This is a genomic window from Deinococcus marmoris, assembly GCF_001949125.1.
GTDB classification, from domain to species: domain Bacteria; phylum Deinococcota; class Deinococci; order Deinococcales; family Deinococcaceae; genus Deinococcus; species Deinococcus marmoris_A.
In genome coordinates this window covers 13,374-39,686 of sequence record NZ_MSTI01000138.1, presented here as the reverse complement: position 1 = coordinate 39,686, position 26,313 = coordinate 13,374, and the positions used below count along the sequence as shown (strand labels likewise).

Annotated in this window: 29 protein-coding genes and 1 tRNA gene; 11 read left to right on the top strand and 19 right to left on the bottom strand. The window is 66.3% G+C overall.

Features of this window, described 5'->3' with window-relative positions; genetic code table 11:
* Nucleotides 1-114 precede the first annotated feature (114 nt).
* Complete coding sequence (locus BOO71_RS19975) at nt 115-330, top strand: hypothetical protein (protein ID WP_075835363.1); 216 nt, start codon at nt 115-117, stop codon at nt 328-330.
* Nucleotides 331-397: 67 nt separating this feature from the next.
* On the opposite strand, the gene BOO71_RS19970 is transcribed toward BOO71_RS19975, so the two are convergent.
* Nucleotides 398-473: transfer RNA gene (locus BOO71_RS19970), tRNA-Asp, on the bottom strand.
* Nucleotides 474-573: 100 nt separating this feature from the next.
* Here BOO71_RS19970 and BOO71_RS19965 point away from each other — a divergent pair.
* Both BOO71_RS19965 and BOO71_RS19960 read left to right on the top strand, forming a co-directional pair.
* Nucleotides 574-1,572 carry an asparaginase gene (locus BOO71_RS19965; protein ID WP_075835361.1) on the top strand — a complete coding sequence of 333 codons (999 nt, stop codon included), beginning with the start codon at nt 574-576 and terminating at the stop codon, nt 1,570-1,572.
* Between the two features lie 58 nt (nt 1,573-1,630).
* On the top strand, nt 1,631-2,638 hold the full coding sequence (locus tag BOO71_RS19960; RefSeq protein ID WP_075835359.1) for a GNAT family N-acetyltransferase: 1,008 nt from the start codon (nt 1,631-1,633) through the stop codon (nt 2,636-2,638).
* Nucleotides 2,639-2,709: 71 nt separating this feature from the next.
* On the opposite strand, the gene BOO71_RS19955 is transcribed toward BOO71_RS19960, so the two are convergent.
* The 3 genes from BOO71_RS19955 to BOO71_RS19945 form a co-directional block, all read right to left on the bottom strand.
* The gene (locus BOO71_RS19955) at nt 2,710-3,975 is read right to left on the bottom strand and encodes a cytochrome P450 (RefSeq protein ID WP_075835358.1); all 1,266 of its coding nucleotides are present in this window, start codon (nt 3,973-3,975) and stop codon (nt 2,710-2,712) included.
* Nucleotides 3,972-4,478, bottom strand: a complete 507-nt coding sequence (locus BOO71_RS19950) for a MarR family winged helix-turn-helix transcriptional regulator (protein ID WP_175607489.1) — start codon at nt 4,476-4,478, stop codon at nt 3,972-3,974. Before BOO71_RS19950 ends, BOO71_RS19955 begins: the two co-directional genes overlap by 4 nt.
* A 110-nt stretch (nt 4,479-4,588) precedes the next feature.
* On the bottom strand, nt 4,589-5,302 hold the full coding sequence (locus tag BOO71_RS19945) for a YqjF family protein (RefSeq protein WP_075835354.1): 714 nt from the start codon (nt 5,300-5,302) through the stop codon (nt 4,589-4,591).
* A 176-nt stretch (nt 5,303-5,478) separates the two neighbouring features.
* Between BOO71_RS19945 and BOO71_RS19940 the strand changes: the two genes are divergently transcribed.
* A complete protein-coding gene (locus tag BOO71_RS19940) occupies nt 5,479-5,934 on the top strand; it encodes a PA2169 family four-helix-bundle protein (RefSeq protein ID WP_075835352.1) in 456 nt (151 codons plus the stop codon).
* A 63-nt stretch (nt 5,935-5,997) separates the two neighbouring features.
* Here BOO71_RS19940 and BOO71_RS19935 read toward each other — a convergent pair whose 3' ends face one another.
* From BOO71_RS19935 to BOO71_RS19925, 3 genes are all read right to left on the bottom strand, one after another.
* Nucleotides 5,998-7,473, bottom strand: coding sequence for a HAMP domain-containing protein (locus tag BOO71_RS19935; protein WP_075835350.1), 1,476 nt, complete (start codon nt 7,471-7,473; stop codon nt 5,998-6,000).
* A 190-nt stretch (nt 7,474-7,663) separates the two neighbouring features.
* Nucleotides 7,664-8,083 carry a hypothetical protein gene (locus tag BOO71_RS19930; protein ID WP_075835348.1) on the bottom strand — a complete coding sequence of 140 codons (420 nt, stop codon included), beginning with the start codon at nt 8,081-8,083 and terminating at the stop codon, nt 7,664-7,666.
* Nucleotides 8,080-8,961 (bottom strand): hypothetical protein, encoded by an 882-nt coding sequence (locus tag BOO71_RS19925; protein WP_075835346.1) that lies wholly within the window; start codon nt 8,959-8,961, stop codon nt 8,080-8,082. The genes BOO71_RS19930 and BOO71_RS19925 overlap by 4 nt, the downstream gene beginning before the upstream one ends.
* A 224-nt stretch (nt 8,962-9,185) precedes the next feature.
* Between BOO71_RS19925 and BOO71_RS19920 the strand changes: the two genes are divergently transcribed.
* Both BOO71_RS19920 and BOO71_RS19915 read left to right on the top strand, forming a co-directional pair.
* Entirely contained in the window at nt 9,186-10,778 is a 1,593-nt protein-coding gene (locus BOO71_RS19920; protein ID WP_075835344.1) for a flotillin family protein, read from the top strand.
* Between the two features lie 117 nt (nt 10,779-10,895).
* Entirely contained in the window at nt 10,896-11,312 is a 417-nt protein-coding gene (locus tag BOO71_RS19915) for an organic hydroperoxide resistance protein (RefSeq protein ID WP_075835343.1), read from the top strand.
* 65 nt (nt 11,313-11,377) lie between these two features.
* On the opposite strand, the gene BOO71_RS19910 is transcribed toward BOO71_RS19915, so the two are convergent.
* Nucleotides 11,378-12,019, bottom strand: a complete 642-nt coding sequence (locus BOO71_RS19910) for a monothiol bacilliredoxin BrxC family protein (RefSeq protein WP_075835341.1) — start codon at nt 12,017-12,019, stop codon at nt 11,378-11,380.
* A 130-nt stretch (nt 12,020-12,149) separates the two neighbouring features.
* On the opposite strand from BOO71_RS19910, the gene BOO71_RS19905 reads away from it, so the two are divergent.
* Nucleotides 12,150-12,371, top strand: a complete 222-nt coding sequence (locus tag BOO71_RS19905; RefSeq protein ID WP_029483393.1) for a hypothetical protein — start codon at nt 12,150-12,152, stop codon at nt 12,369-12,371.
* A gap of 8 nt (nt 12,372-12,379) precedes the next feature.
* Here the strand turns inward: BOO71_RS19905 and BOO71_RS19900 are convergent, their stop codons facing one another.
* From BOO71_RS19900 to BOO71_RS19880, 5 genes are all read right to left on the bottom strand, one after another.
* On the bottom strand, nt 12,380-13,321 hold the full coding sequence (locus BOO71_RS19900; RefSeq protein WP_075835339.1) for a class I SAM-dependent rRNA methyltransferase: 942 nt from the start codon (nt 13,319-13,321) through the stop codon (nt 12,380-12,382).
* 33 nt (nt 13,322-13,354) lie between these two features.
* Nucleotides 13,355-14,272 carry a phospho-N-acetylmuramoyl-pentapeptide-transferase gene (locus BOO71_RS19895; protein WP_075835338.1) on the bottom strand — a complete coding sequence of 306 codons (918 nt, stop codon included), beginning with the start codon at nt 14,270-14,272 and terminating at the stop codon, nt 13,355-13,357.
* A gap of 140 nt (nt 14,273-14,412) precedes the next feature.
* Nucleotides 14,413-14,877 (bottom strand): hypothetical protein, encoded by a 465-nt coding sequence (locus BOO71_RS19890; RefSeq protein WP_254843228.1) that lies wholly within the window; start codon nt 14,875-14,877, stop codon nt 14,413-14,415.
* Nucleotides 14,878-14,961: 84 nt separating this feature from the next.
* The gene (locus tag BOO71_RS19885) at nt 14,962-15,576 is read right to left on the bottom strand and encodes a GNAT family N-acetyltransferase (protein ID WP_254843227.1); all 615 of its coding nucleotides are present in this window, start codon (nt 15,574-15,576) and stop codon (nt 14,962-14,964) included.
* Between the two features lie 56 nt (nt 15,577-15,632).
* The gene (locus BOO71_RS19880; RefSeq protein WP_075835332.1) at nt 15,633-16,073 is read right to left on the bottom strand and encodes a 23S rRNA (pseudouridine(1915)-N(3))-methyltransferase RlmH; all 441 of its coding nucleotides are present in this window, start codon (nt 16,071-16,073) and stop codon (nt 15,633-15,635) included.
* A gap of 177 nt (nt 16,074-16,250) precedes the next feature.
* On the opposite strand from BOO71_RS19880, the gene BOO71_RS19875 reads away from it, so the two are divergent.
* The 4 genes from BOO71_RS19875 (at nt 16,251) to pfkA (ending at nt 18,991) form a co-directional block, all read left to right on the top strand.
* Nucleotides 16,251-16,679: a hypothetical protein gene (locus BOO71_RS19875; RefSeq protein ID WP_075835330.1), complete on the top strand. Its 429-nt coding sequence runs from the start codon at nt 16,251-16,253 to the stop codon at nt 16,677-16,679.
* Entirely contained in the window at nt 16,676-16,936 is a 261-nt protein-coding gene (locus tag BOO71_RS27980) for a hypothetical protein (RefSeq protein WP_075835328.1), read from the top strand. Before BOO71_RS19875 ends, BOO71_RS27980 begins: the two co-directional genes overlap by 4 nt.
* Complete coding sequence (gene rsmI, locus BOO71_RS19865; protein ID WP_083653671.1) at nt 16,929-17,900, top strand: 16S rRNA (cytidine(1402)-2'-O)-methyltransferase; 972 nt, start codon at nt 16,929-16,931, stop codon at nt 17,898-17,900. Before BOO71_RS27980 ends, rsmI begins: the two co-directional genes overlap by 8 nt.
* A gap of 83 nt (nt 17,901-17,983) precedes the next feature.
* Nucleotides 17,984-18,991 carry a 6-phosphofructokinase gene (gene pfkA / locus BOO71_RS19860; RefSeq protein WP_075835327.1) on the top strand — a complete coding sequence of 336 codons (1,008 nt, stop codon included), beginning with the start codon at nt 17,984-17,986 and terminating at the stop codon, nt 18,989-18,991.
* 86 nt (nt 18,992-19,077) lie between these two features.
* On the opposite strand, the gene BOO71_RS19855 is transcribed toward pfkA, so the two are convergent.
* The 6 genes from BOO71_RS19855 to murC all read right to left on the bottom strand — a co-directional run bounded on the left by BOO71_RS19855 (nt 19,078) and on the right by murC (nt 26,294).
* Entirely contained in the window at nt 19,078-20,232 is a 1,155-nt protein-coding gene (locus BOO71_RS19855) for a branched-chain amino acid ABC transporter substrate-binding protein (protein WP_075835325.1), read from the bottom strand.
* A 393-nt stretch (nt 20,233-20,625) separates the two neighbouring features.
* A complete protein-coding gene (gene ftsZ, locus BOO71_RS19850) occupies nt 20,626-21,693 on the bottom strand; it encodes a cell division protein FtsZ (protein WP_254843226.1) in 1,068 nt (355 codons plus the stop codon).
* Nucleotides 21,694-21,899: 206 nt separating this feature from the next.
* The gene (ftsA, locus tag BOO71_RS19845) at nt 21,900-23,237 is read right to left on the bottom strand and encodes a cell division protein FtsA (RefSeq protein ID WP_075835321.1); all 1,338 of its coding nucleotides are present in this window, start codon (nt 23,235-23,237) and stop codon (nt 21,900-21,902) included.
* Nucleotides 23,234-23,944, bottom strand: coding sequence for a cell division protein FtsQ/DivIB (locus BOO71_RS19840; protein ID WP_083653670.1), 711 nt, complete (start codon nt 23,942-23,944; stop codon nt 23,234-23,236). Before BOO71_RS19840 ends, ftsA begins: the two co-directional genes overlap by 4 nt.
* Nucleotides 23,941-24,888: a UDP-N-acetylmuramate dehydrogenase gene (locus BOO71_RS19835; RefSeq protein WP_075835320.1), complete on the bottom strand. Its 948-nt coding sequence runs from the start codon at nt 24,886-24,888 to the stop codon at nt 23,941-23,943. Before BOO71_RS19835 ends, BOO71_RS19840 begins: the two co-directional genes overlap by 4 nt.
* Nucleotides 24,885-26,294, bottom strand: a complete 1,410-nt coding sequence (gene murC, locus BOO71_RS19830) for a UDP-N-acetylmuramate--L-alanine ligase (protein ID WP_075835318.1) — start codon at nt 26,292-26,294, stop codon at nt 24,885-24,887. Before murC ends, BOO71_RS19835 begins: the two co-directional genes overlap by 4 nt.
* Nucleotides 26,295-26,313: the final 19 nt, after the last annotated feature.

Below are 26,313 nucleotides of genomic sequence, written 5' to 3'. Positions count from 1 at the left end.
GAGTGGCTCGAGCCGCTTAAACTGGGCTTGGGTCAGGTCCGATGAGTAAGGCTTGCGTTTCACACCTCAAGCTTGCCACCGGATCGGACCCTTTATAAACACGCTCTCAGCGTCATGCCGTCGGGGAACGCGTATGGCCTGGGCCTGTGGCTCTCGCCGGGCAGTGACGATGGCAGCGAGGCCAGCATCAGCATGCAGGGCATGGACGCGGGCGTGTCCTTTGACAGCGCCCACTCCCCCGTCAGCGGAACCACCGTGACCGTGATCTCCAACACTTCAGATGGAGCCTGGCCGCTCAGTACATTTCTGGGCAAATTTCTGACGGCGTAGCGGCTGGCGGAGTAGATCCTGGACACGAAAAAGCGAGCGCCCCGGTCAGGGTACTCGCTTCTTTTTCTGGCGGTCCGGACGGGATTTGAACCCGCGACCTTCTGCGTGACAGGCAGATATGCTAACCGCTACACTACCGGACCCCATATTTTCCAGCTCAGGCTGGCGGACCAGCGGACAGAAGATTAAGGGTCAGGGCCGGAGAAGTCAAGTTGGGCGCTTTCTGGGGCTACTCTGGGCAGCATGATACAGACCGAATTACAGGTGGCCCGGGTGGTCTTCACGCGCGGCGGCGTAGACGAGAGCATTCACGGGGTTCATCTGGCCGTGGTGGACGCGGATGGCAAGTTGATCGCCAGTTGCGGTGATCCCGATCTGGTCACCTTCCCGCGCAGCAGCAGCAAGCCGGTGCAGGCGCTGCCACTGGCCCTGGCGGCCCCCGAATTGCCCTCCGACGAACTGGCGATTGCCTGTGCCAGCCACGCCGGAACGCCGGAGCATCTGACGGCGGTGATGCGTCTGCTGGAGCGTTCGGGCAGCACGGTGGCCGATCTGCGCTGCGGCACGCACCCGCCGTTCGATGCGGTGGTGGCGGCAGAGCTGATCCGTACAGGTGAACGGCCCACCCCTTTGCACCACAACTGTTCGGGCAAGCACGCCGGAATGCTGCTTTCGTGCGTGCTGAATGGCTGGCCGAAGGAGGGCTACACCGAACACGGCCACCCGTTGCAAGTCCGCATCCGCGAGTTGCATGCCGAACTGGGCGGAGTAAGTCTGGAAGCGGTGGAAGCGGGCACCGACGGCTGTAGCGTTCCGGCCTTCGCGCTGCCGCTGGGGGCCGCCGCCCGGATTTTCGCGGGTCTGGCGCGGCCCTCGGGTGAATATGCGGAGGCGCTGGAACGCATCTTCGGGGCCATGACCGAACATCCTTTTCTGGTGGCTGGACCCGGACGGCTGGACACCACTCTGATGCCTCTGGTTCCCGGTCTGGTGGCAAAAATGGGCGCGGAGGCGTTCTACGGCATGGGCCTGCGGGAGACTCCGCGTGGGCCGCTGGGCATCGCCTTCAAGATCATGGACGGCGGCGAGCGGGCGCGGGCGCATGTAGCGCTGGCCGTGCTGGAAGCGCTGGGCATTCCGCTCACGCCGGAAATGCAGGCCCTGGCCCCCGCCACGCTGCACAACTGGGCCGGGCGCGAGGTGGGCGGGGTAAGGGTGGAGTTGCCGCTTGTGTGGGCCTGACCTCTGCTCTGCGCCATCTGGCCTATGTCTTCCTGACGCGAATGATTCAGACTGAGGCGTGACCCTGACCGAACTGACGGTGACGCCTTTCGATCCTCATACGGCCCTACCTGAACAGCGTCTGGCGGTGGGGCAACTCAATGTGGACGTGTTTGCCTTCGCGTATCCTGGTGAGCCGCCGCTGAACACCGGGAAACAGGCGCTGGAACTGATCCAGGGAATGCCTGATGACCGCACCGAACATTTCGTGGTGTGGGATGGTGGGCGGGCGGTGGGCTGGGGCAGCCTGAATTACGACACGCAGCAGAATCTTCATCTGGCCCACGCGCGGTTGATTGTCCACCCCCAGCATCGGCGTCAGGGGCTGGGCCGCGCGCTGGCCGCCGCTCTGGAGGAAGTGGCCCGCCAGGAGATGCGCCACACTGTGACCTTCGTGACCTCGGACCGTCACCCTGGCGGAGAACCCTTTGCCCGGCTGCTGGGGGCCGAGGCCGCGCTGCCCACGCGCCAGAGCCGTCTGGAACTGGCGGGGGTGGACCGTGATCTGCTGGCCCAGTGGCTGATCCGCCCAGCCGGGGAGCCGTACCGCCTGCACACCTGGGACGGCCCCATCCCCGGCGAGTTTCTGGAGCGCATGGCCGATCTGATGATGGTCATGAACTCTGCCCCGAAGGGCGAACTGGACATGGACGACTGGCGCATCACCCCCGAAACGATCCGGGGCTGGGAGGCGAATTCGGCGGAAAGTGGTGAGCGCGAACTGCTGATCGCCGTGGAAGACACCCGGAGCGGCGAACTGGTGGGCTACACCGATGTCTCCTGGACACCGGAGCGTGCCTCCATCATCCATCAGGGATCAACTGCCGTGCGCCCCGCCGCGCGTGGGCAGGGCCTGGGCAAGTGGCTCAAGGCGCTGATGCTGGACTACCTCGCGCAGAATGCTCCCGAAGCCCGCTTGATCCAGACCAACAATGCCGAGCAGAACGCCGCCATGCTGGGCATCAATGTGGCGCTGGGTTTTAAACCGTGGGTGGCGATTACCGAATGGCAGCTCAGGCTGAAGTGAACGCGAAAAGGGCGGCGCAGTCGTGATTGACTGCGCCGCCCTCTTTTCATTTTCTCTCAGGTCATTGCCACTCAGGCTTTTGCGTTGGCCCCGCGCCCCTGGCCCAGCCGGATCTTGAAGTCCCGGATTTCATAACCCTTGACCGTTTCGTTGGTGGTCACGGTGGGCGCGGTGACGATTTCCACGTCGTTCCAGATCAATAGGCGGCGCAGAAAGGCGTCGCTCTCGCGGATCGCCAGGAACGCGCCGGGGCAGCGGTGGTGGCCGTCGCCGAAGGCCAGCACCGGGGCCTGCACGCCGCGCGGCAGCGGGCGCATGGGGCACAGGGCATTGGCCGGGTCGCCCACCACGTCCGGGTCTGTGTTGGCGTCGGTGATGTGCAGGGCCATCACACTGCCCGCCGGAACGGTCTGGCCGTCCAGCGTCAGGTCCTCGTTGGCGCGGCGGTATAGCGTGCGGACCACTGGCTCCAGCCTCAGAATCTCGTGCAGGATGGCGTGGCGTTCCTTCTCGGTGCCGTGGACATAGTCGGCGCGCAGTTCGGGGTGCCGCAGCAGATGCCACGCGGCGGCGCTGATGAATTCACGGGTGGTAACCATGCCCGCTGTGGCATAGGTCAGGCATTCGGTCACGATCTCGACGTCGCTGTAATCGCGGTCGATCAGATGGCTGATCAGGTCGTCGCGGCGTTTGCGGCGGCGCACGGCGATGGCGGGCTTGACGTCCAGCAGGAAGAAGGCGGCCAGATTGCTCTGCATCAGGGTCTGCTTGCCCTTGCCCATCTTCTGGGCGGCCCCAGGCTGGCTGTCCAGGCCATTTTCCACAAAGCTCATGACGCGCTTTTCCAGGCCCGGCAGCACGCTGCTGGTCAGGCCCACCACCTGCGCGGCCACCTCCACGGCCAGCACCAGACTCAGGTCATCCAGATTGCCCTCGCCGCCCTCGACCAGCCCGGCAATCAGTTTGTCGGCCAGGGCCGCGATCATGGGCTGATAACCCGCCACCGAGGCCGGAGTGAAGTACTTGGCGGTCTGGCGGCGCATGTCGTGGTGGTGGTCCCCCTCCGCGAACAGCACCGGCTGATTGGTCATCTTCGGCCCCCCCTTCTGGGAAGATTCCGACATGAATCCGGCCTGCGAAACGCCGTCCTGCTTCAGCACCTCGCGGGCGGTAGCAAAGCGGTGAACGTGATACAGGCCGTCCTCACCGTGCGTCACGGCGGGCAGGCGGGCCACGTCCTGGGCCTCGTGCGTCAGCGGTTCGCCGTAGCCGAAGGGGCAGCCGGAGGCCGGGGAGGGTGTGGGGGTCTTGCGGGCAGAGCTGGAAGATTCGGTCATGGGGTTGGCTCCTGTGTGTGTTGGGGTTGTTGCTGGGCGGCGTGCGCCACGCCTTGCAGGGTCTGGATCAGGCTGAGCTGCTGTGCGCCGTCCAGATGGGCCAGCGGGGGTCCGGTCAGCGTGCGGACGGTTTGCAGGGCCGCCGCCCACCGCTCACGCCCAGCCGGGGTAATGCGGACGATCACGCCGCGTCCGTCTGCCCCGTTCTGTGTGATGGCCCCACGTTCGCGGGTCACGGCCCCCAACGCGTCCAGCACGGACAGCACCCGGCTGATCTCGTAGCGCGGCACGCCCAGTTCGCGGGCCAGATCGGCAGGCTGTTGCGGCCCGCCTTGCAGGTAGGACAGGGCGATAAAACTCCGCAGGTCCAGCTCATGGCGGCGCAGGCGGGCCTCGCCCACCGTGGTCAACGCCTGCCAGGTGTCCCACAGCGCCGTCAGGAAATGCAGCTCGGGGCTGTTCAGCTCGGCATCGGTGAGTGGAGAGGAGGGGGGGAGACTCACCGCGCCATGATGCCCGACAGCGAAGATGATTGCAAACTGCAATCAATACAATTGGGGGTATTTGGCCTGACGGTAAAGACTGTGTGAGGGCTGGATTTCCTCTCTTTCTTCTACTGCACCTGCTCCAGCCAGTGGGCGTGGACGCGCAGTTCCTCGGCGTGCAGGAGATGGGGCGGTCCTTCCAGTGGGATGCCCAGCGCATCGGCCAGGGTGTTTTCGCGGATGACCGCCTCGGCGCGGCGCAGGGGCCACGCGTGGTGTGCGATGCGGCCCCGGTAGACCTGCCCACGCCTGTCGGCGCTGTAGAGATTCAGGCGGTTGGTCAGCCAGTCCTCCAGGCTGCCGGGCGGGGCCTCAATAGGCTCACCGATGGGCCGGTAGGCGGCGGCAAAACGGGCAGGCGGCTCGCCCCGATGCGTCCGCAGGCTGGCATAACGGGTGATGCCCTGCTCACGCGAGACCCACATCCGGGCATCGAAGTAGGGCAGATGGAAGAACTGCCGCGCCAGCCTCACCCCCAGCGGCTGTGCGGCGTCCAGACTGTAGAACCACACGCCCGGTTCACCGCCCGCCGTCACGTAGGTCCGCAGATTTAATTCGGGAAAGTCGCTCAGGCCCGGCACACCCGGCACGAAGCGCGGGGCCACGTCTGCCATGCGGAACGGCACCACGCCCAGATACGCCTTGCCGCCGTGGGTATCGACAGTCACGCCGCGCGGCAGGGTGCGGGCCACCGCCTCCGCGTCCACCGGCCAGTGCATGAAACACAGGTCATGCCAGGCCATGCGGAGAATCCAGGGAAGGGTGGCGGACGGCGGGGACATGTTCTAGACGCTAGCGCGGGCAAGGGTGCCGGGTCTGCGTGAATGTTCAAGGTCAGCTCAAGACAGAACAGTGGGCCTCGTTAAGCTCCCACACAGTCTTCTCCTGAACTGGCCGATTAGCCTGCTCTGCAACGGCGACGGCGGCCCGTGCAGGCCGCGCCGAAGGAGAGACCACCATGATGAACAACGAACAGGCCATCGACAAACTGCAATACCTGCTGGGCACCCTGCGCGACGGCGAGAAGGGCTTTTCGCAGGCCGCCGATCACGCCGACGCCGCGAATCTCAAAACCCTGTTCGCCGAGCGTAGCCAGCAGCGTGGCATGCTCGCGGGCGAAGTCGTCACCAAGATTCAGAGCATGGGCGGCGACGCCGACAAGGGCGGCAGCGTGGGCGCGGCCCTGCACCGCACCTGGCTGAACGTGCGCGACGCCGTGACAGGTAAGGGCGATTACGCCGTGGTGGCCGAGGCCGAGCGCGGCGAGGACGTGGCGATCCAGAACTATCAGGACGTGCTGAACGAAACAGAGCTTCCCGCTGATCTGCGGTCCTTCGTGGACGGCCAGTACGCCCAGGTCAAGGCCAGCCACGATCAGATCCGTGATCTGAAGCACAGCATGAAACCCGACTGAATCAGGTGACGCGCAGGGAGGGGGACGGAGTGTAGATCTCCGGCCCCCTCTTCTGCTGCGCGCTCAGGTCTTGCGGCGGCGGCGCAGGCGTTCCATCGCGGCTTCCAGGCTCTGACGCATGCGCTCCAGCGCCTGGGACAGATCGCCGATCTCATCGTTCTGATCGGCGTGGACCGGGCGCGACAGGTCCCCCATGCTGATGGCGTCGGCGGCCTTGACCAGCCGCTCGATGGGCTGGGTGATCTGCCGGGCCGCGCGGCTGGCCAGCCAGCCGCCCAGGGCCAGACCCAGCAGCGCCGCCAGCAGCACCAGCAGCAGCGCGTTGCGCAGGGCGGAGGTGGCCTGGGTGTTCGGGACGCCCACCACCACCTGCCGCAGCACTGGCGTGTCCTGGGCCGCCCCCGCAGGCATGACCTCGGCCTTGCCTGCCGCGTTCTTGCGGAAGGTGGCCTGGGCGATTACGTACTGGGTGCCGCCCAGCTTCAGCGTGCCGCCGTTGGGATGGTTGCCCAGCCAGGCCGACAGTTCCCTGTTCTGGCTGCTTACACCCGTACCCTGGGCGCGCAGCGTGGTCTGGCCGCCGGGCAACTCGGCCCGCACGAAGCCCACCCCCGGCGTGGCCGCAAGCGCGCCGAGCTGGGCGCTGAGCTGTGCCCCGCTGCCCAGGTTGGCCCCCACGGCGGCGGCCAGGGTACGGGCCTGCTCCTGCGCGGCCTGACGCTGCACAGCGGGCAGCACCAGGGCCAGCACACCCAGCGTCACGGCGCTCGACAGCGCCAGCGGGGCCAGCGTGCCCAGCGTGAGCTGCCGCGTCAGGCTGCGGCGCGGGCCTTTGGGTTCCACTTCCCCGGTCCCGGCTGGAAGGACCACCGGCACCATCGTCGTGGCGCTGCCCATCCCGAAGGGCAGCGCAGGGGGCAGGGCCGTGGCGTCGGTCATGGTCAGCGCGCCCGTGAAGTCTGACCAGACGTCGCTGGGCGGCGTGTCGGAGAGCGGCGCGGCGGCGGTCAGGCCCGCACCGCCGAAAGTCTGTCCCAGCGCCGTGTCCATGCTGGTCAGGGGCGAGGCCACCGCCGTTCCCCCGGAAAAACTGGCGGAACTGCCCCCAAAGGCTGCCGGGGAGAAGGGATCATTGGTCACCACGGCGGAGCTGTTGCCAAAGGGCGAGGCCGAAGTGCTTTCCGGCGAACCGGGCCAGGCGGGCGCGGTCATCGGCGAGGCCAGGAACGCCTCGTCCGGGGCGTCGTTCCGGGCGAACGGCGTGGCGGGCGAGGGAGCCAGACCCTGGAACGGCTCGTTGATCATCTGGGTCTCTTCCTGAACCTCTTCCAGGGCCACCGCCGCCCCTGCCAACTGGAACACGTCCAGCAGCAGTTCGGCGCGGGCGCGGCTGGTGGGCTTCATCAGGCGTCCGGTGCGGCGTCCAGACAGCCGCACGGCCTGCTCGGCGCTGAGGCTGAAGCGTTCGGCCAGTTGCTGTTCCAGCGCGCGCCGACGTTCGGCCTGCACGGGTTGCTGAATGGTCACGGTGTATTTCATGGTTGGCCCCCTCCCGTCGCTGCCCGTCCCTGCCCGGTCATGCGCGGTTCCTCATGGCGCAGCTCTGCTGGCCGCCCTGCGTTGCTCCTGTTCGTTCCCTTCGTTCCCTGTTCTGCCTGTCGTTGCGGCGATCTTCGCGCTCCTGACCCCGGTCTGAGGCCAGTCATCCGGTCCATCCCAGCCCCAGAATTCATGCCAGCCCCAGGGAGCGCAGGTGTCCGGCGAAACGGCCCGTCTGTTCCGGGGTCAGTTCGGCGGTCAGACCCGCCAGCAGGGCGCTCAGGGTGGCGGCTTCCCCCAGGTCATCGAGAACTTCTTCCACCATCAGTTCGGCCACCGGGCCGACCACCTGGGTCAGGCACTGGGTCACCTGCCGGGCCGCCCCGTCCGTCATGGGCCGCCCGTGGTCCTCGGCGCGGCTGATCCACCCCTGCGCCTCGTGCATTTTGCGGCGCAGTTCGGGGGCGCTCAGTCCGGCCAGACGGGCCACCTCGGCGGCGTCGCGCGTGCCGTCGATCAGGTCCAGCGTGCGCCACAGCGCAAACGGCAGGGCCATCTCGGGGCGCAGGCCCTCCGGCCACGTCAGTGCCCCTGATCCAGACGTGTTCATCGGCCCACCTGACGGCGCATGGACGCGGCCCCCGCCACCGGGCCGCCCAGTCCGGCAGCGGCCCATTCGGGACGGCCCGGCAGATCACCCAGCGCCAGATCGTCCAGGCTGACACCCAGGGTCAGCAGGGTCACCCGCAGCGCCGTTTGCAGCGCTGGGCGGAATTCACCGACAGCCACCGTCGGATCGACGTTCAGGACGCCGCCGCGTAGCGTGACCTCACGCACGAAGGGGTCCAGGCAGGGATGCTCGGCGCTCAGGCGCACGCAGGTCTGCTGCCAGATCTCGTCCAGTGAAACGTTGCTGTGGACCGCGCCCAGCAGATCGTGCCAGAAGCGCAGCAGCCGCTCACGGTTCTCTGCCGTGTTGGGCGAGTAGGCCACGCACAGCGCGCCGTCGTCCGGCAGGTGTCCGGCCAGCACCTGCCCCGATTCCCACACGCTGCACAGTTCCTCCGAGACCACCAGGCCGTAGAACTGCTCGCGCTTGAGGATCAGTTGCGTGTCGGGCCAGCGTCCGGCCAGCCGCCCCGCCCGCGCCGCGCGGCTGGTCCAGACCACTGCGCCCACGGGCGGCGAACACTCGCCCAGACGCACGCGGGCACGCGGCAGACCGCCGTAGGTCACGTCCCAGCCCACGGCCTGCCCGCCGCCCGTGAAGCCGCCCAGACATTGCCCGCGTACCCACACGAAACGTGCCCAGCGGTCCCCCTGCATGGCGTCCAGCACGCCGCTGAAACCTGCGGTCTGGCGGATTTCCAGATCCAGCATGATCTCGGTCCAGGGGTAATGGTCGGTACACAGGTCCGTGTAGATCACGCGGTCCAGGGGCAGGGGAGGCGGGGCGGTGGGCAGCGGCAGGGTGGGGGATTCAGTCATGGGCAGGGTCCCGGGGGCAGAGGAGAAGGCAGGCGGTGAGCTGGGCGGTGAGGGCGGTGAAGCAGGGTGCGGCAATGAGAATTAAGCCCATGACACCCCAAACCCTCTTACTCCCCGCTTACAGACGTTGAAAATCTCACGTTCCAGCCCTGTCTTTTCCCATCATCATGTCCGGGGAACTTTACTCAGGCTCACCGCGTACTCACTTACCGGAGGACCACCCCATGAACGATCTCATTCCTATTCTTATCGTCGCGGGCATCATCGTCGTCGGCATCGTGCTGGTGATCATGCTCATTCAGAACCTGCTGATCGTGGTGCCGCCCAACAAGGTGCTGGTCATCTCGGGGCGCAGCCGCCAGACCACCGAGGGCGACACGGTGGGCTACCGCGTGATCCGGGGCGGGCGCGCCTTCCGCATTCCGCTGCTGGAAAAGGTCTCGTGGATGGACCTGACCACCATTCCGCTGGACCTGACCGTGGAAAACGCCTACTCGCGCGGCGGTATTCCCCTCAAGATCCACGCGGTGGCCAACGTCAAGATCAACGGTTCGGACCCGCAACTCGGGAACGCTATCGAGCGCTTTCTGGACGTGCCACGCGCCGCCCTGACCAACATCGTGCGCGATACCCTGGAGGGCAACCTGCGCGGCGTGATCGCCACCCTGACCCCCGAGGAAATCAACCAGGACCGCCTGCGCTTTGCCGAATCGCTGATCGAGGAGGCCGAGCATGACATGAACAACCTCGGCATCAAGCTCGACACCCTCAAGATCCAGAACGTCTCTGACATCGCCGGGTATCTGGAAAGCATCGGGCGGCGGCAGACCGCTGAAGTGCTGAAGGAAGCCCGCGTGGCGGAGGCCGAGCGCAACGCGGAGGCCACCCAGTCCGAGGCGCAGGCGGTGCAGCGCGCCCAGGTCACGCAGTCCATCGCGCAGCAGGCCATTCTGGAGGAGCAGAACAAGCTGGAAGTCCGCCGTACAGAGCTGGGGGCCATTCAACTGTCTCGCCAGAACGAGGCCACGGTGGAATCCGAACTGGCCAAGGTCCGCGCCACCCAGAACTTCGAGCAGGAACAGGCGGCCCTGGAAGCCCTGTTGCGCCAGAAAAAGGCCGAGGCCCAGCGCCAGGCCCGCGTGATCGAGGCCGAGCAGAACGCCGAGGCCGCCGAGGCCGAAGCCCAGGCCAGACAGCGTTCGGTGATCGCCCAGACCGCCTCCCAGCAGGCGATCCTGGAGCGCGAGAACGAGCTGCGCGTGCGCCGCGCCGAGCTGGAAGCGGTGGCCGCCAGCCGCGAGAACGAGGCCAAAGTGGGGGCCGAACGCGCCCGCGTGGTGGCCGAGCAGCAACTGGAACAGGAGCGGATCATCCTGAACCAGAAGCGTCTGGAAGCCGATGTGGTGGCCCCCGCCCGCGCCCGCCGCGAGGCTGAACTGCTGGAAGCCCAGGCCGCCGCCGCCCCGATCATCGAGGAAGGCCGCGCCAAGGCCGAGGCCGTCAAGCTGATGGTGGAAGCCTTCCGCGACGCCGGACCCGAAGGCGAGCGCGCCTACGTGCTGAACATGCTGCCCGCGATTATCGAGCAGATCACCGGCAGCGTGCGGGGCATGCAGATCGACAAGGTGACTGTGATCGACAGCGGCGACGGACGTGCCGTCAAGAGTGCCATGCAGACCATGCCCGCCAACATCATCGGGCTGGTGGAGCAGGTGGAAAACGCCACCGGGGTCAATTTGCTGAGCATGTTGCAGAACAGGTTTACGCCGGCTGAGACGCCTGCGCCGAAGGAAGCAGCTCCAGCGGCGAACGATTAGAGAGAACCCTCGCGTTCCGAGCTGTACCATCCACCCCTGACCCCTTTCCCCTGCGGAGGGGGTTTCAAGTCCAGACGGATTCCTTTTGACACCCAGGCTCTGTGGCATTCTGAGGCCGTGAGCAATCTATATACAGCACAGGCCACCGCCACCGGCGGACGCGCAGGACACACCAAGAGCGACGACGGACGCATCGACCTGAACCTCAGCGTGCCCAAGGGCATGGGCGGCGACGACGGCCCCGGCACCAACCCCGAGCAACTGTTCGCTGCTGGCTACGCGGCGTGCTTTCAGGGCGCGCTGGGCGTCGTGTCCCGCCGCGACAAGATCAAGTTGCCCGGCGATCAGACCATCACGGCGATGGTGGGCCTGAGCAATGAAACTGGTGCCTTTGCGCTGGACGTGGAACTCCAGGGCCACTTTCCCGGCATGGACGAAAAACAGGCCATGGACCTGATGAAGGCGGCCCACGAGGTCTGCCCCTACAGCGCCGCCACGCGCAACAATGTGGACGTGCGCCTCAGCGTCAAGTAACCAGACAAAAATGGAGTGCCGGACATTGCGTTCGGCACTCTTTTTGATGGTTGTCGAGAAGTGCTTTAGCCCAGTTCGGTCAGAAGCTGCTTGACCCGGTCCTGCAACTCGCCGCGTTCCTGGGGCTGGCCCAGTTGGTGCAGGCCGCCGTGATAGGCGTCGGGATCGCCGAACAGGCGGGAAAGCAGCTCGAACTCGCGCTGACTGCGCAGGCTGGCGTCGTCGCGGAACATGGTCACGTACTGGTCCTGAAACGCCCAGTCGCTGACCTTGCCGTCCACGAAGTCGCGCATCAGGCGGCGGTACGGCTCGATGTTGTCGTCGGTCTGCACGCTGCCTGATGCGCTGCGGGCGGGCACCTGTGCGAACACCGGTTCCAGCGCCTCGGGGGTGATGTCCCAGTTGTTGACCTCGAACTGCACCTGACCGTCTTTGAAGATCATCAGTTGCGGGCTGTGGTGAACGATTCCGGTCATCTCCGTCACGCGGTTGCTGGCGGGCCGCCAGTCCACCACGCGGATAAAGCCCACCGGCAGCTCGTGGTCCTGCAAGAAGGTTTCCAGCACGCCGAAGCCCTGCATGGTCTTGTGGCAGGTTCCGGCCTTGAACACGGCGGCCAGCGGGTAGTCCGTGAGGAACTGATCGACTTCTTCAGGGGTGGTCAGGGGCACCAGCACCTGTTTTTCTGTCTCTGCGGTTTGCGTCATTCCCCCAGCATACCCGCCGCTTTACAAAACGAAGTGAGGCGGCCCACAAGTGGGGGTGGAATTCGGCATATTGGGGGGGGTGGGTCAGGCGCAAGGGGTGAAAAAGCGGGGGCTGCACTATCTTTGAAGGATGTCCAGTCCGCCCGACGCCACCGAATTCTTCAGCATGACCTACGGCGAGATCACTGTCAGCGGCTGGGTCACGCTGAATGTGCTGCGCCGCGTGGAGGCGGGCGAGGTCATCCGTTTCACCGTCTACGAGGCCATGAGCGAGGACATCGCCCTGGGTGACCTGATCTGTAGCTTCGCGGCGGGCAAACTGGCCCCCTTCCGCCTGCCCGAAGAAACCTGATCGGCAGCTCAGTCCAGCGCCCACACCACCGCTTTCAGGTGCGTGGCCCCCGGAAAGTCCTCGCCTGCGCCCAGGCTTTCCAGAACGCGGCCCCGTCGCCCGGTTTCCTCCAGACCCAGCCGGACCATGCGCTCAAAGCTGGTAGGGAAGACGCCCGCGTGGTTCAGCAGCGTCATGATCTGCCCGCCCGGCGCGGTCACCGCCGCCGCCAGCGCTGCCAGCCGCCCGTAATCCCGCTCTGCACGCCAGACTCCAGCCCTGCCCCGCGCGAAGCTGGGAGGGTCCAGAATCACCAGATCAAAGGTATCGCCGCGCCGTCCCAGACGCCGGAACCAGTCGAACACGTCGCCGTACAGAAAATCGTCGTCCGGGGCGCTGACGCCGCTCAGCGCGTAATTCTCCTGCCCCCAGGCCAGCACCTTGCGCGACAGGTCCACGTTCTTGACGGCCTGCGCGCCGCCCAGCGAGGCATTCACGCCAAAACCGCAGGTGTAGGCAAAGGCGTTCAGCACCCGTGTCGGGGCGTGCTGCCGGACCCACCCCCGCGCCGGGCGGGCGTCCGCGAACAGACCGATGCTCAGGTCCGCGCCGGGGCGAATCAGGAAGGGCACGCTGTTTTCCAGCGCCGTGACTTCCTCGCGCGCCTCGCCCCAGACGGGATCAGGGGGTGAGAGCCAATCCCGCTCTACATTCGCCGCGTGCCGCGCTTCGGGGGGGCGGCGTTTGAGATAGATGCCCGCCAGCCCCGCCGCCTCGCCGCACGCCCCGGCCAGTTCTATTTCTTCCTCCGGCGAGAAGTCGGCGTACAGACTCAGTACCCCGGCGTCCCCGGCCACGTCCAGCGCGAATTCCCCGGCAGTTTCGGTGGTATGGACGCCCCGGTAGAAGGTGGTGCCCTGCGCGGGCAGATGGGCGCGGCGGGCGAGCAGATGGGGGAGACCGTCAATCATGGAATCTGTGAGCAGAGGACAGAACGCCTTTCATCACGGCCTGCCGCCCAGAATCCACCACACTGCCGCCGTCGCCACCGCCGTGACCACCCAGAAGCGCAGGGTGACGTGGGTCTCGGGCCAGCCACTCAGCTCGAAGTGGTGCTGGATGGGACTCATCTTGAACACGCGTTTCTTGCGGGTGCGGAAAGAGACTACCTGAATCACCACGCTCAGCACGGCCACCACCGGGATGATGGCGGCCAGCGGCAGCAGCCACACGTCGGCGTACAGCACGTATGCACCCGCCGCGATGGCCCCGATGGCGTGGCTGCCCATGTCGCCCATGAAAACCTTTGCCGGGTGCGCGTTGAACCACAGGAAGCCCAGGATCACGGCCACCAGCAGCGCCGAAACAGGAGACAGCGCCAGCAGTGGCAGTAACACGATAATGGCCACGCCGCCCAGCAGGCCGTCCAGCCCGTCGGTGAAGTTGAAGGCGTTGACGCTGCCGATCATGACCAGCGTCAGCAAAATGGTGTCCCCGATCTGCCCGAAGCCCGGCACCAGTTCGTGTGCGGCCAGCGGCGCGGCGAACCAGCCGAACAGCAGACCCACCAGCAGTTGCAGGGGCATCTTCTCGCGGGCGATCAGTTCCTTCTTGCCGCTGCCCTTCATGCGCGAACGGACCTTCAGGAAGTCGTCTATGCCGCCGATCAGGCCCATGCCCAGCGCGGTCAGCATGATCAGCAGTTCGCGGGGGCCGCCCGCGTGGCCCGTGAAGTACAGCGGGAAGAACACCAGCGCCAGCGCCAGCACGAATGGCACGCCGCCCGCCGTGGGCGTGCCCTCCTTGATCAGGTGCGTCTGCGGGCCGTCCTTGCGGACTGGCTGCCCCCAGCCCTGCGCCTTGCTGGCACGGATAAACAGCCACACCAGCAGCAGCGACAGCAGCGCAGCAACAACCATCACGGCTGTGTCCTCAAGTCGGCGCTGGAGATAGATGGAAGGGGGAAATGTTGTTCACACATCAATTGGCGAGGGTAGCACGCGGGCGCTGGGCGGCCCGGTTGCCCATTTCTGAGTCCGTAGCCCCAGGCATCCATCGGCCCTCAATCTGCCAGATAGCGGATAAATTCGCGCATGGCATTCACGCACGCGCCCTTCTCGCCGTCGGCGCTGCTGCCCGTCACGGTCCGCAGGGTTCCCGCGTCGTTGATGTAGAGCTGCGAGACCTTGTACGTCGCGTCCTCCTTCTTGTAGTCGTAGGCGGCCAGCACGGCCCAGAATCCGGCGCGGTCCACCGGCTGGCTGATCACCGGCCCCATCGACTTGCTGAGTTGCACGCGCAATTTGGCGGCAAAGGCCAGCGCCTCCTCCTGCGAGGCCAGCACCGGAAACGCCTGCTCGGAGCGTTCCTCACGCAGCAGGCAGGCCCCGCTGGTGTCGGTCCAGACGTTGGCGTTGCCGTTGACGGGCACCCAGCCGCTCATGGGCACGATCAGGGCAGAGGCGCACGGCCCCAGCAGGCTCAGGGCGAGGGCGGACACGAGGACAACAGGGCGCGGCGTGGGCATACTGCCCATGAGGCTAGCAGGCATTCCTTTGTCAATCGTTAGCGGTGCGCTTATCCAGATGAGGACGCCTGATATGGCGAGAGGTCAGATCAGCGTGGCGACGCGGTTTTCTAGCCCAGCTTTCACTGCGGGCCATTCGCCCCGCAGTACGCTGAACACCACGCTGTCGCGGGCGAAGCCGTCAGGAACCACCTGATACTGCCGCAGCGTGCCCTCCTGCACCGCGCCCAGTTTCTGCATGGCGCGGATGCTGCGGGCGTTGCGGCTGTCCACCTTGAACTGCACGCGGCCCGCGCCCAGGACCTCGAAGGCGCGGGCCATCAGCAGCAGCTTGGCTTCCGGGTTGACCGCAGTGCCCTGTGCGGCGGGCAGCAGCATGGTCCCGATTTCGGCCCAGCGGTCTGCCCACCGGATCTCGCTGTAGCTGATGCGGCCCACGCACACGCCACTCTCGCGCAGGCAGACGGCGAAATTTATCCGGTTCGGCAGCGCGTTCAGCCGCCCGATGTAGTCGGCCCAGGCTTCGGGCGTGGCCTCGCTTGGTCCGCCTCGCGCCAGCAGCCGCACCGTTTCATCGTCCGCCCCGGCGCACATGTCGGCGGCGTGCGATTCGTCCAGCCCCTCTAAAAAGACATGGCGTCCCCGCAGGGTGGGCGTCTGGAACCACTCGGTTTCGGCGGCAGGAGCGTCAGGGGTCACGGCGGGAAGTCTAGGACATGGCCGGGGGTTTACCTTCCACATGGCCGCCGGGCACCCTAGCCCCGGTGGTACGGCTCGCCCGCGCTGATCGTCGCCGCGCGGTACAGCGCCTCGGCCAGCACCACCATCGCCAGATCGTGCGGCAGGGTCAGCTCGCCCAGGCTCCACAGCGCGTCGGCTCCAGCACGCAGCTCGTCGGTGTGGCCTTCTGGACCGCCCACTGCCAGGGCCAGTTCCCCGGTGCCGCCCAGTGCGCGGGCGTCCAGATACGCGCTCAGACCCTCAGAGGTAAATTGCCGCCCGCGTGGGTCCAGCAGGATCAGGGGCGCTTTTCCGGCGGCCTTGCGAATGGCCTCACTTTCCAGCGCCTGCGTCTTGCCCGACACCCGGCTGACCTGCAACTTGTGGTAGCGCCGCAGCCGCGTGGCGTACTCGTCCCAGCCCGCGCGGGCGTAGGCCAGCCGGGGTTCTCCGACGGTGATCAGGTGCAGCCTCATGGGCAGCAGCCTAGCCTTTCCGGTCCGACCTGCCTCAACGCAAGCGGATGACAGCCCAGGTCAGCGTAAGCGGATTAACTGCCCTCACCCGCCGCCGCCCGCTAGACTGTCGGGCATGGTCCTGTTCGCCACTCCCCAGAGCGGCACTCTTTCCAGCCTTCCCACGCGGGGCGGCGCATGAACTACGCGGCCACGCTGGCGGTGATGGTGGTGCTGGCCTTCTGCTTTCCGCTGACGCTGCGGCTGGGCGCAGGCTTCGGGGTCTCGGAGACCATTTCGATCTCGGCGCTGGGCGCGCTGCTGACCTTCGGGCTGGCGCTGTATCTGGTGCGCTGGCAGGTGGGCCGTCATCAGCAGGCACTCTCCAGAATGGAAAAGGCCCGCGCGCAGATTCTGGCAGACCCGGAAAATCCCCGCTCGTACTTCGTGGGCGGCGAACATCTGGGCGCGCTGCTGCTGCGGCTGGACCGTCGGCGCGAGGCGGCTGAAATTATTGATCGGTATGCCCGGCTGGGCGGGGCACGCGAATCGGAAATCGTGGCTTTGCAGGAAGCATTATCCAGGGCGAACCGGCGGCAGCGCCGCGCCCAGGGGAGGGAAGCATGAGGGCCTACAAGGGCATTGTGGAAAATGGGGTGGTGGTGGTGCTGGGCACCCGCCTGCCCGAGGGCACGGTGGTCACCGTCACCGTGGGTGAGGGCGAGTTGCTGCGCGCCCGGATTACCAACGTTCTCAAGCGGCCCCGCAAGGTCAAGGTGCGGATCAAGCCCAATGTCGGGCTGGCCGCCACCGGAACTGACGGCGCGGGCCTGATGGGACCGAATCTGACGCTGACCCTGCCGCCGTCTGGAGTCGATGACTGAGTTGTCCGGTCCTGAATTGAATGATCTCGAATTGACTGGTCTTGAACGGTCTGGCCCTGAACTTCCTGACGAGCAGACCGCCGAACGGGCCGCCCCTGTCTCCGGGTCACAGGACGGCCCGCGCGTATGGCTGGTGCCCACCCCTGTCGGCAACCTGGGTGACATCACCCTGCGCGCCGTGGAGGTGCTGAGGGGCGCGGACGCGGTGGCCTGCGAGGACACCCGCCGCAGCGGCGCGTTGCTGGCCCACCTGGGCATTCAGAAGCCGCTGGTGCGGCTGGACGCCCACACCATGCGCCGCGCCCCCGCCGCGCTGGAAAAGTACCCCCGGCTGGCCTACGTCTCGGATGCGGGCACCCCCGGCATCAGCGATCCGGGCGCGGAACTGGTGGCGGCGGCCATCGCGGCAGACATTCCGGTGGAGGTGTTGCCCGGAGCCACCGCCTTCGTGCCCGCGCTGGTTCTGTCGGGGCTGGACAGTGGGCGCTTCACCTTCGAGGGCTTCCTGCCCCGCAGTGGCCGCGAGCGCAAGACCCGGCTGTCGGCCCTGGCTGCCCGCGCAGAGACCAGCGTGTTGTACGAGAGTCCGCACCGTTTAGGCGCGACGCTGAGCGATCTGGCCGGAGTGTGCGGCGAGTCGCGCCCGGCCAGCGTGACCCGTGAGCTGTCCAAGAAGTTTGAGGAAACGGCGCGCGGCACGCTGGCGGAGCTGACCGCGCGTTTTGCTGCCGGAGTGCGGGGCGAGATCGTGGTGGTGGTGGCGGGGCGTCCGGCAGGCGAGGCCGATCCAGACGCGCCCGCGCCCGATCACGAGGCGGTGGCGCTGGCGCTGGCCGCGCAGGGAAAAACGGCCAGGGATATACGTGACGCGCTGATGGCCCAGGGTTTGCGTAAGAATGACGCTTATGCGCTGGCCCTGCGGGTTACAGAGAAGGCCGGGCCAGATCTTTCTGATCCGAGCTGAATCGACTGGGCTGAATCAATCGGGCTGAACCACAGCGCCACCTTCCCTCCGATCTTTCCTTTCCCCGAAAAGCGAGACTGAATATGACTGAACCCACCCCTACCCGGCATCCCAACCTCGCAGGCATCCAGCGCGTGGCGGTCCTGACCAGCGGCGGCGACGCCCCCGGCATGAACGCGGCCATCCGCGCGGTGGTCCGCACCGCCGCCTTTGAAGGGCTGGAGGTCATGGGGGTGCGCCGGGGCTTTTCCGGCCTGCACCGGGGCGAGCTGAAGCTGATCGGCCCCCGTGATGTAGCCAACACCATCCAGCGCGGCGGCACCATTCTGCTGACCGCCCGCAGCGCCACCTGGCGCACCCCCGAGGGCCGGGCCAGCGGCGCGCAGCATCTGCGGGACAACGGCGTGGGGGGACTCATCGTGATCGGCGGCGACGGCAGCTTTCATGGCGCACAGTTGTTGGAGCAGGAACACGGCATCCCGGTGATCGGCATTCCCGGCACCATCGACAATGATCTGTACGGCACCGATCACACCATCGGCTATTTCACTGCCGTGGAAACTGCGCTGGACGCCGTGGACAAGCTGCGCGACACCGGGGCCAGCCACGAGCGCATCTTCGTGATCGAGGTGATGGGCCGCCACGCCGGGCATATCGCGCTGGACGTGGCGGTGGCCGGGGGCGCGGAGGAAGTCTTTATCCCCGAGGACGACAAGCCCATCGGGGACGTGATCCAGATCGTCAAGGACAGCGTCAAGAAGGGCAAGACCGGCAGCATCGTGATCGTGGCCGAGGGCGTGCCGGGCGGGGCGCAGGGCGTGGGCGACGCCATTCAGGCCGGAACGGGCCTGGAAACCCGCGTCAGCATCCTGGGCCACATCCAGCGCGGCGGTGCCCCGGTCTCCAGTGACCGCATTCTGGCCAGCCGTCTGGGCGAGGCCGCCGTCTATGCCCTGATGGACGGCGTCAGCGGCGTGATGGTGGGGCGGCACGGCAGCAACATCATCCACACGCCGCTGCACGAGACCTGGGAAAAGCGCAAGGACGTCAACCGCGACCTCTACCGCTGCGCCAAGAAACTTAGCGTGTAGGAAAATACAGCGTCTAGGGCGGACATCCAAAGGGGCGAGGCGCAGGGAAACCATCTTCCCCACGCCCCGCCTCTCTGGTATGCCGCTTACTTCTGGGGCGGCTTGACCGTGGACTGCGCCGACAGGCTCTGTTTGCCCGCGTCCACCTTCATGATGTACAGCGTGACCGAGTTGCGGTCCCCGACGCTATTGAAGGTCACGTCACCCGACAGCAGGCCCTTGAAGCTGCCCTTGCGGATGGCCGTTTCCACCTGCGTGCGGCTGGGCAGCTTGCCGCCGTTGGCCTTGGCCGCGTCCAGAATGCCCTGGGCGATCACGTTGGCCGAGTCGTAGGAGAACGCGGCGTACCCGGCGGGCACGGTTTTGAATGCCTTGCGGTAGTTGGTTGTGAAGGTCTTGGCGGCGGGTAGCGACTCCAGCGGCGCGACGATGGTGGTGTAGTAGATGTTATTGGCACCCTTGGCCGCGATCACGGCCAGCTCGGTGCTGTCCAGGCCGTCACCGCCGACGACGGGAATGTTGATGCCCGCGTCACGCAACTGCCGGATGAAGATGCCGATCTGGGTGTAGATGCCGCCGAAATACACCGCGTCCGGCTTCTGCAACTTGATCTTGGCGATGATGCTGGAAAAGTCGCTCTTTTCCTCGGTGCCCTCGTTGACGACCACCTTGGCCCCGCCCGCCTTGAGGGTCTTCTCGACCTCGGCGGCCAGTCCCTCACCGTAAGAGGTCTTGTCGTTCAGGATGTAGACCGACTTGGCCTTCAGCTCGTTCATCATGAACTCCGCGCCTGCCGGTCCCTGGGCGTCGTTGCGGGCCACGATGCGGTTCATGTTGGGCAGGCCCCGGTCCGTGACCTCGTTGGCGGTCACTGCCGGGCTGACCATCGTGACGTGGCTGGCCTTCAGCGCCTCGCTGGCCGGAATCGCCACGCCGCTGTTCATGGTGCCCACCACGCCCAGAATCGCGCGGTCCGAGGCGATCTTGCGCGCCGCCGCCGTGCCGGTGGCCGGGTCTGCCTGATCGTCATAGCCGACAAATTGCAGATCGAAGCCCATCTTCTTGAAGGCGGCCTTCTGCTCGTCGACGGCCAGTTGCGCGCCGTTCTTGACCAGCGTGCCGGTAAAGCTCTGGCTGCCCGACAGCGGTGAGAGACTGGCGATCTTGATGGTGGTCTGCGCGCCCGCCACACCAGTAGCGAGAAGGCCCAGGGTAATCAGATTCAAGGTCATTTTTTTCATTTGTTCCTCCAGGAGATCCGGCTTCAACATGGAAAAATTCGGTCTGATCTATATACAGGCCGAAATTGAAGAGGCCGGAATCAGTTGAAAACAGATTCTGTTACCCTAACGAGTTTCGTCTGTCGTGTCAAATAAAGACAGAATTTTGCCATAGACCGAGGCCGACAAATGACATGTTTTCAGATCATTTGCGACGATGCGGGAGTCGCTGTTTTATTCGCTCTGACACGTCTTTTGAGTGTCAGGCCGTCGCTGTATGTCAGGGTCCGACTTTGCTGAATGATTGCCAGCTTTGTTACTTTGCACATCATGGATCAGTTTCGACGTCAATCGCCTTCGACAATGCAAGAAGGCCGGAGCGATCTGCCCCGGCCTCTGCTCTGATCCTGTACTTTACTCGCGCTCGACGTTCCGCAGGAAGGCGGGGATGTCGTAATCCTTGGGATCGTAGCTGCTGCCGTTGCCGCGCACCGGACGGATGGTCTCGGGAATGCCGCTACGTGCGCCGCCGCTGGCGATGCTCATGGGCGTCTCGTTGAAGCCGGTGGCGATCACGGTCACGCGCACCTCGTCGCCTGCCGCCTCGTCGGGCGTGATGCCGAACAGGATGTCGGGGTCCTCGAAACCGGTGGCCTGACGGATCTTCTCGACGATGTCGTTGGCGTCGGTCATGCTCAGGTCATAGCTGCCCGTCACGTTGACCAGAATGCGGCGCGCACCCTCGATGCCGCGTTCCAGCAGCGGGCTGTGGATGGCGCTCATGGCGGCTTCCTCGGAAACCTTCTCGCCCCGGCCCGCGCCGATGCCCATCAGGACCGTGCCGCTGTTGGACAGCAGGTTGCGCACGTCCGCGAAATCCAGGTTGATCATGCCCTCGACATTGATCACGTCGCTGATGCCCTTGACGCCGTAGTACAGCACGCGGTCCGCGATCAGGAACGCCTCGCGGAAGGAGACCTTCTTGTCCACGGCAGTCAACAGTTTCTCGTTGTCCACCACGATCATGCCGTCCACCGCGTCGGCCAGCTTGCTGATGCCTTCCTCGGCGATCCGCAGACGCTTGGGGCCTTCAAAACGGAAGGGGCGGGTCACGATGGCCACCGTCAGAATGCCCATCTCGCGGGCGATCTGCGCCACCACGGGTGCAGAGCCGGTGCCGGTGCCGCCGCCCATGCCCGCCGTGATGAATAGCATGTCGGTGCCGCCCAGATATTCCTTGATGTGTTCGCGGTCTTCCAGCGCGGCCTTCTCGCCCACGTCGGGGTCCGCGCCCGCGCCCAGCCCGCGCGTCAGGCGGTCACCCAGTTGAATACGGATCTCGGCGTGGCTTTTGGCCAGCACCTGGGCGTCCGTGTTCCCGGCGATAAACTCCACGCCTTCGAGTCCCGATTCAATCATGCGGTTAACGGCATTGTTGCCTGCCCCGCCCAAGCCGATCACGCGAATTCTGGCCGCTTGCATCTCATCTTCTCCTTGCCTCATCCCAGCCTGCTGGGCAGAGGAGAGGTCGCTTTCTGGGTTGGTGGTAGTTTAGCGCACCTTTATGCGAGGTTTCGCACAGGATGCGGCGGCGAGGGTTGACGGGCCAGATAAAGGAAGGCGAGAACTGAAGAAAATCAGCTCTCACACGTCTTTACCCTGCCTCTGGTATCCGTACCCCTGTCATCTCAGGTCCATTCCTTGAGCCAGTTGCGGACCCGGCCCAGCAGGCCTGAACCCGCATCCCCCTGGGTGGTCTTGGTGGGAATGGGATTCGGCTTGGGCGTGGTCTTGGGCTGGGTGGTGCTTTTGATGATCGGATCCTGGGGTTCGGCGGCCTTTTCCGGCTCCTTTTCCTGAAACACGATCTGCGGAATGCGTCCGTCCTCGCCCAGGCTGTACAGCACCAGCCCCACGCTGGCGGCATGTTCGGGGCCGCCGACGATATCGGTCAGACCGCCGATGCCGCGCGGACGCCCGATCCGCACGGGCAGGCGGAAGCGGTCACGGGCCAGTTCCACCGTGCCGCGCAAAAGCGATGCGCCGCCGGTCAGGACCACGCCCTGCGCCACCAGTTCGGCGGGGCCGAGGGTGTGGTCGATCTCCTCGCGGATCATCGAGAAGATCTCCGAGAGGCGCGGCTTGATGATGCGCGACAGCTCGAAGGCGCTGATGGCGTGGGTGCTGCCTGAGGCGGTGGTGATCTCCAGCGTCAGGTCCTGATCGGCCAGATCAGGCAGGGCCGAGCCGTAGCGCTTCTTGACGTTCTCGGCTTCCTCCATGGGGATCTTGAGGATCTGTGCCAGGTCCGCCGTGACGTGTTCGCCGCCGATGGGAATAGTGGCCGAGTGCGCCAGATTGCCGCGCTTGAACACCCCGATATCGGTGGTGCCGCCGCCCATGTCGATCACGATGACCGTCTGGGTCTGCTCCAGCGCTTCGAGTGTGGCCAGCCCGGAGGCCAGCACATGCAGCACGAAGCCCTCGACCTGAAGGCCCGCCTCCTGCACGCAGCGGCGCAGGTTCAGCAGCGGCCCGGCAGTCCCGGCCACGATATGCACGTCCACTTCCAGCCGCACGCCGTGCATGCCCACCGCACTCTTGATCCCTTCCTGTCCGTCTACCACGTATTCCTGCGGCAACGTATGGATGATTTCGAGGTTGGGGTCCAGCGGCACGGCGCGGGCGTTTTCGATGGCGCGGTCCACGTCCGGCTGCCCGATTTCCTGATTGCGCCGGATGGCGGCCAGACCGTGGCTGGTAATGGCCTTGGCGTGGTTGCCCGCAACGCAGACGTACACGCTGCTGACCTTGACCCCGGCCACCCGTTCGGCGGCCAGCACAGATTGTTTGATGGCGTGGGTGGCGCGTTCCAGGTTGACCACGCTGCCGCGCTTCATGCCCTCGCTGGGCACGCTGCCCTCGCCGATGATGTCGATGCCGCCGCCCGAGCCGATCTCGCCGATGACAGTGGTAATTTTGGTGGTCCCGATGTCCAGGCCCACGATGATCGTGTTGTCCTTCATTCCTGGACGCTCACCCCCCAGGGGTAGATGTTGATGTTCTGTTTTGGATACATGCCGATGCTCCCAGCATACTTAAGTAAGGATTTGAGGTCGCCGCTCCAGACCGACCCAGCGGGCAGTTTAACCCGGAGTCCGGTTGGCGTGTAGGCCACCGACTCTACATTGTAACCGCCCAGAGCGCCCAACACCTTCAGGGCGTCGCCCAGCCGGGACGGCCCCCAGCCCTGGATCAGGGGAAGGGCGGCCAGTCCGGCGTTTTCCTCGGGTGTGGTGGGCAGCACAGTACTGTCCAGTGCCAGACCCACCACGGTCCCGTTTGCTTTCTGCCAGCGTGCCACGGGCCTGCGCTCGTTGACCTGCACGGTCACCATGTCGGGAAAACGCCGCGTGACCGCCGCCGAGAGAACCCAGGGATCGGCCAGCAACCCGCGCGCCCGCCATGCCCCGTAGTAAAGCCAGCCGAAGTCCGGGGTCAGGCCCGCCAGCTCGCGCACCTGCCCGGCGTCCAGGTGTTGCTCGCCGGTCACTTCGACGGTGCGGATGGGCAGCGCGAACCAGCTCGCGGCCAGCGCTCCGGCCAGCACCACCCCACCGCCGATCCACCACCAGCGGCGGCGGGCGGGCGGGCGCAGTGTCGAGATGGAAGCGGCGGCGGGGGCAGGCTCCTGCGGCGCAGAGTCGGGCACCTCGTTCACTTCGGTATTCATTCCGGTTCCGCTGCCCACTGCGATGCCGCGACGGGGGTGGCAGACCTGTCGGCCTCACCCGGCCACAACTCGTATTCCAGCTCCAACGGCACACCCACCCGCTCGCGGATCAGGTCAAGCAGAGCGTGAACATCGGCAGCCGTCGCGCCGCCCAGATTGACGATGAAGTTGGCGTGTTCGGGGGCGATCAGGGCATTCCCCACCCGCGTTCCCTTCAGCCCGGCCTCGTCGATCAGCCGTCCGGCCCCCACGCCGCCGGGGTTTTTGAAGGCGCAGCCAGGCGTTTTCATCTTGGGCTGGCCCTTGCGGGCGGTGTCGGCCAGCGTCATCCTCGCCAGCACGTCCTCGGGCGCGGTGCGTTGCAACTTCAGGCGCACCCGCGTGACGATGTGGTTGCGGGGAATGCCGCTGTCGCGGTAGCCCCAGCGTAGATCATCCGGGGTGACCACCTTCAGCCCGTCCGGTGTGGCGATTTCCAGCGTGTGCAGGCCGTCGAACATCTCGCCGTAGCGGGTTCCGGCGTTCATCCACACCGCGCCGCCCACCTGCGCGGGAATCCCCACGGTGCCTTCCAGATTGCTGTAGCCCAGCTTTTGCAGCGCGCGGACCAGTCCGGGCAGGGGCACGCCGCCGCCCACCCAGCCGGTCACGATCCCGTCGCCACCGCTCAATTCAGGGTCCGGGGTCAGGTCACGCTCGGCCAGTGGACCGCTCAGGCGGATCACACGCTCAGGCACGCCCGCGTCGGCAATCACCAGATTGCTGCCGCCGCCCAGGATGCGGTACGGCTGCGCCATCGCCTCGGCCAGTTGCTCGTGATTGGAGACGAACCAGACCTCGGCCTCGCCGCCCACGCCCAGCGTCGTGAAGCGGGCCAGGGGCAGGAGTTCCACCCGCGCGCCCGTTTTGCTCTGGAAGTCTTTGCTCTGGAAGTCGGCGGTCACCCCGACACCCCGCCAGCTTCCGGTTCTACCAGCTCACGCGAGAGCTTCCACACGTCGCCCGCGCCCATCGTCACGATGATGTCGCCGGACTGCGCCGACTGGCGCAGCACGCTCAGCACCTCGGCGCGGTCCGGCAGATAACGGATGCCCGTATGTCCGTTCCCCGCCATCCGGTCCGAGATCAGCGTGGCGTGGATGCCCTCGATGGGCGGCTCGGAAGCGGCGGCGATATCCAGCAGCAGCACCTCGTCGGCGTCCATCAGGGCGTCGGCCAGCCGGGGCCAGCTCTGCTGAGTTCGCAGGTAGCGGTGCGGCTGGAAGACCACCCGCACGCGCCGCCCGGTCTGGCGCGCGGCCTGCACGGCGGCGGCGACTTTGGTGGCGTTGTGCGCGTAATCGTCGATGACCAGCGCCCCGTTCAGGGTGCCGATGCGCTGCCAGCGTCTCCCCGGTCCCCCGAAGGCCGCCAGGGCAGCGGCGGCTGGCCCAAACTCCCCGCCGTACAGATGGTTGACGGCCAGCGCCGCCAGCGCGTTGAGAACGTTGTGCAGTCCTGGCAATCCCACGCGCGCCTCGCCCAGCGTCTCGCCCCTGAAAAGAATGGTGAATGATGTGCCGTCCGGGTCCGGGCGCACGTTCACGGCGCGGTAATCGGCCTCTTCCGCTTGCCCGTAACTGAGAATCTCTTTTGCCCCGACGCACAGCTCGGCCAGCCCCGGCCAATCGGCGCACAACAGAACCCGCCCCGACTGCGCCACGTAGCGCGCGAATCCGGCGTGCTGTTCCTCCACGGTGGCCCAGTAGGTGGCCTGGTTGCCGCCCACATGGTCATCCTCGGCGTTGGTGAACACGGCGGTTTCGCTGCCCAGTTCGGCAAAGGCGCGGTCCGACTCGTCCACCTCGGCCACGAAGGGGCCAGCGCCCACGCGGGCATTGCTGCCAAATTCCGGCACGATGCCGCCCACGAAGGCGGACGGGTCCAGCCCGGCCCCGGCCAGCGCCACGGCGATCATGCTGGTGGTGGTGGTCTTGCCGTGCGTGCCGATCACGCCGATGCTGGGGCCTGCGCGCAGCAGTTCGTCCAGCAGCGCCATGCGCGGGCGGACCTCGATGCCCGCAGCGCGTGCGGCCACCAGTTCCGGGTGATCTTTCGGCACGGCTTCAGAGGCCACCAGCACGTCGATTTTGCCGTGGGGTTCGGTGGTCACATGCGCCGCCGCGTGGCCGGACTCTACCGCGATCCCCTCGGCCTGGAGTTGGGCGGTCAGTTCGGTGCTGCTCTCGTCGCAGCCGCTGACCCGCGCGCCACGCGCCACCAGCAGGCGGGCAAAGGCGCTCATGCCGATGCCGCCGATGCCCATCAGGTGGTAGTGCAGGGGTGTGGTCGTGGAAGAAGAATCAGTCATGTCAGAAGGAGGTGGGGCC